The 4057-nt window shown below is 39.2% G+C and carries 2 protein-coding genes and 1 riboswitch; of the genes, one reads left to right on the forward strand and one right to left on the reverse strand.

The window, feature by feature from the left end; all coding sequences use genetic code 11:
• Positions 1 to 25 precede the first annotated feature (25 nt).
• Positions 26 to 2629, forward strand: coding sequence for a bifunctional acetaldehyde-CoA/alcohol dehydrogenase (adhE, locus tag V7150_RS24570; protein ID WP_335523490.1), 2604 nt, complete (start codon positions 26 to 28; stop codon positions 2627 to 2629).
• A gap of 192 nt (positions 2630 to 2821) precedes the next feature.
• Here adhE and dapA read toward each other — a convergent pair whose 3' ends face one another.
• Positions 2822 to 3709, reverse strand: a complete 888-nt coding sequence (gene dapA, locus V7150_RS24575) for a 4-hydroxy-tetrahydrodipicolinate synthase (protein WP_335523494.1) — start codon at positions 3707 to 3709, stop codon at positions 2822 to 2824.
• A 125-nt stretch (positions 3710 to 3834) separates the two neighbouring features.
• A riboswitch (Lysine riboswitch) is annotated at positions 3835 to 4014 on the reverse strand.
• Positions 4015 to 4057: the final 43 nt, after the last annotated feature.

A 4057-nucleotide genomic window follows, 5' to 3' on the forward strand; every position in this document is an offset into this window, starting at 1 on the left:
CATTTAAACAATTGGAGGGACTGTCATGGCAGTGGTAGAAAAAATGGTAAAAGAAAAGCAATCTGTTACAAAAATGATTGATACTTTGGTTGAGAACGGTCTTAAAGCATTGGAGGAATTCCGGAGCTTTGACCAAGAGATGATAGATGAAATTGTAAAGCAAATGGCTTTAGCTGGGCTTGATCAGCATATGCCCCTTGCAAAACTTGCCGTTGAAGAAACTGGAAGAGGAGTTTATGAAGATAAAATAATCAAAAACATGTTTGCGACAGAGTATGTCTATCATAACATTAAATATGATAAAACCGTTGGAATCATAAATGAAAACGTCCATGAAGGAATTATTGAAATTGCTGAACCGGTAGGTGTGGTAGCAGGGGTTACACCAGTCACAAACCCAACTTCCACTACGATGTTTAAAGCACTTATTTCCATAAAGACGAGAAATCCAATCATTTTCGCCTTTCATCCATCAGCACAGAAATCCAGCAGTGAAGCGGCGAGAGTTTTAAGAGATGCGGCAATTAAGGCGGGAGCACCGGAGAATTGTATTCAATGGATTGAAACACCATCACTAGAGGCTACACAAGCACTGATGAACCACATGAAAATATCGATGATTCTTGCTACTGGCGGAGCTGGCATGGTTAAATCCGCGTACAGCTCAGGTAAACCTGCCCTTGGAGTTGGACCAGGGAATGTCCCTTGTTATATTGAAAAAACAGCCAATCTCCACCAAGCGGTAAATGACCTAATTTTATCTAAAACGTTTGATAACGGGATGATTTGTGCCTCTGAACAAGCTGTTATAATCGATAAAGAAATTTACGCTGATGTTAAGAAGGAAATGATCGCGAACAATTGTTATTTTTTAAATGAAGAAGAGAAAGAAAAGGTTGAAACATTAGTCATTAATGAACAGTCTTGTGCCGTAAATCCAAAAATCGTTGGGATGGCTGCTTCAAAAATTGCTGCATTGGCAGGTGTTACAGTTCCGGAAAATACAAAAATTTTAGTCGCGGAATTAAAAGGTGTCGGTCCTGGTCATCCGCTATCAAGAGAAAAATTAAGCCCAGTCTTAGCCTGTTATAAGGTTAGCAATCATAAAGAAGGCATTAAAAGAGCTGAAGAAATGCTTGAGTTTGGTGGTTTAGGGCATTCTGCTGTGATTCATACCAATGATCAAACTGTCATTAAAGAATTTGGCCTAAGGATGAAAGCAGGAAGAATCATCGTGAATGCTCCTTCCTCACAAGGTGCCATTGGTGATATTTATAATGCGTATATTCCTTCTTTAACACTTGGCTGCGGTTCGTATGGCGGAAACTCTGTATCAACTAACGTTGGAGCAATTCATTTAATCAATATTAAAAAAGTGGCTAAGAGGAATGTTAATATGCAATGGTTTAAAGTTCCGTCTAAAATTTATTTTGAGAAGAATTCTACCCAGTATTTAGCTAAAATGCCGAAAATCTCGAAAGCATTCATTGTCACCGACCCTGGAATGGTGAAATTAGGCTATGTGGATAAGGTGCTTTACTATTTAAGGAAGCGTCCAGATTATGTTCACTGTGAAATCTTTTCAGAAGTGGAACCTGATCCTTCGATTGAAACTGTCATGAAGGGTGCAGAAATGATGGCTAAATTCCAGCCGGATGTCATCATTGCATTGGGAGGCGGTTCTGCGATGGATGCTGCCAAAGGTATGTGGTTGTTCTATGAATATCCAGATACAGAATTCTTTGGCTTAAAACAAAAATTCCTGGATATTCGAAAACGAATCGTTAAATATCCTCATCTTGGAGAAAGGGCGCAATTCGTGGCCATACCGACGACATCAGGAACGGGGTCAGAGGTAACTTCATTCTCTGTTATTACCGATAAAGAAGCAAATATTAAATATCCGCTTGCTGATTATGAATTGACACCAGACGTAGCAATTATTGACCCGCAATTCGTTATGACGGTTCCGAAACATATTACAGCCGATACAGGAATGGATGTATTGACACATGCAATTGAAGCATATGTATCCTGTATGGCTAATGACTTTACTGACGGTCTTGCGATGAAAGCAATTCAGCTGATATTTGAGTACCTGCCAAGAGCTTACAAAAATGGCAATGATGAAGAAGCACGTGAAAAGGTTCATAATGCTTCAACTATTGCCGGTATGGCCTTTGCTAACGCCTTTTTAGGAATTAACCATAGTCTTGCACATAAATTAGGCGCAGAATTCCATATCGCACATGGACGCGCGAATGCTGTTCTCTTGCCGCATGTAATTCGTTATAATGCAACAAAACCGATTAAGTTTACAGCATTTCCAAAGTATAACCATTTCAAAGCAGACAAACGTTATGCTGAAATTGCAAGAACACTAGGTTTACCTGCAAAAACGACTGAGGAAGGTGTAGAAAGTCTTGTTCAGGCCACCATTAAATTGGCTAAAGAACTCGAAATACCAATGAGCTTAGAATCTAATAATATAGATAAAACTGAGTTCGAAAGCAAAATTGACTTCTTGGCAGACCGTGCCTTCGAAGACCAATGTACCACTGCTAATCCAAAGCTTCCGTTAGTAATCGAGTTGGCTGAGATTTATCGACAAGCATACAAGGGAGTATAACAAAGGAGATCACTCACTTTAGCTATTGGAATAACAAACTACTAATAAACGTAAATCAGTTGCGAGTAACCGCAACTGATTTACGTTTTTTTGCTATCATTTTTATATTTTTTGAAAGATATTGGAGTTAGACAATGAGTTGTACCAATAATTAAGGCCGCCTAAATTGAAAGGCAGCCTTTTGTAAAATTATTAAATTAAAGTTTCAACTTTCCTTGTTGGAAGAACTCTTTGTAGTGCTAATTTTTCTTCACTGTTTAATGGTACCAATGGTAAGCGGACACTGCCAACTTTAAACCCGGTCATGTTTAATGCTGCTTTTACAGGGGTTGGATTAGGTGCAGCAAATAAGGCTTTCATAATCGGGAGCAGATGACGATGTGCTGAAGCTGCCTCCTTTTGATGACCATTTTTAAAGTTATTAATCATTTCCTGCATTTCATTCCCGATGATGTGAGAAGCAACAGAGACAACTCCCGCTCCACCGATCGCTAAAATTGGTAATGTTAAGCCATCATCACCACTATACAACGTAAAATCATCTGCAGTAAGGCTTATAATCTCTGCCATGTCATCTAAGTTGCCGCTTGCTTCTTTTATCGCGACGATATTGTCAATCTTTGAGAGACGAACAATAGTATCAACTGACATGTTGATGACACTCCGTCCAGGGATATTATAAAGCATGACTGGCAAGACGGTTGAATCTGCGATTGCTTTAAAGTGTCGATATAAGCCTTCTTGAGATGGTTTGTTATAGTATGGAACAACAAGCATGATCCCATCAACGCCCGCTTCTTCCGCAAGTGTTGTTAGACTAATGGAAGCTCTGGTGTTATTGGAACCTGTTCCTGCGATGACCGGTACTCTTCCATCAACTACCTCTACAACAAATTTATATAATGCTGCCTTTTCCTCGGTTGTTAAGGTAGGGGATTCACCAGTTGTACCTGCAATGACTAATCCATCAGAACCATTCGCAATTAAATAATTTACTAAATCTCTTGTAGCGTTAAAATCAATCTCACCATTTTGATCAAATGGTGTAACCATTGCTGTTAAAACTTGGCCAAAATTCATCAATCTCACCCTTTATCTCATTTTTTATAATTAGAGGGGGCTGCGGCCATTCTAAAATCGACGCAAAAAAGCAACAACGAGGGGTTCGCTGCTGCTGTAGAAACATAATAAAAACAAGTTCCTATGCGTGAGATAGCCCTCCATATAGTTCCCTATATGACAGTTCTGTGCTTGTTCAACAGCAGAACCAGCTTCAAGACAATGAGAATCTTTTAAGCTTCGGCAAATTCCCCTTTCCACAAACGTCATCGGATCTCATTATCCTCAAATTGTTTACTAATGGTCTTTGCGCCTCTATCCTCACTTCAAAAGGTATTGAAGTAAGAAAGTATTTAATTGAATGCTAAT

This window comes from Neobacillus drentensis, from assembly GCF_036965245.1.
Classification (GTDB): domain Bacteria; phylum Bacillota; class Bacilli; order Bacillales; family Cytobacillaceae; genus Neobacillus; species Neobacillus drentensis_G.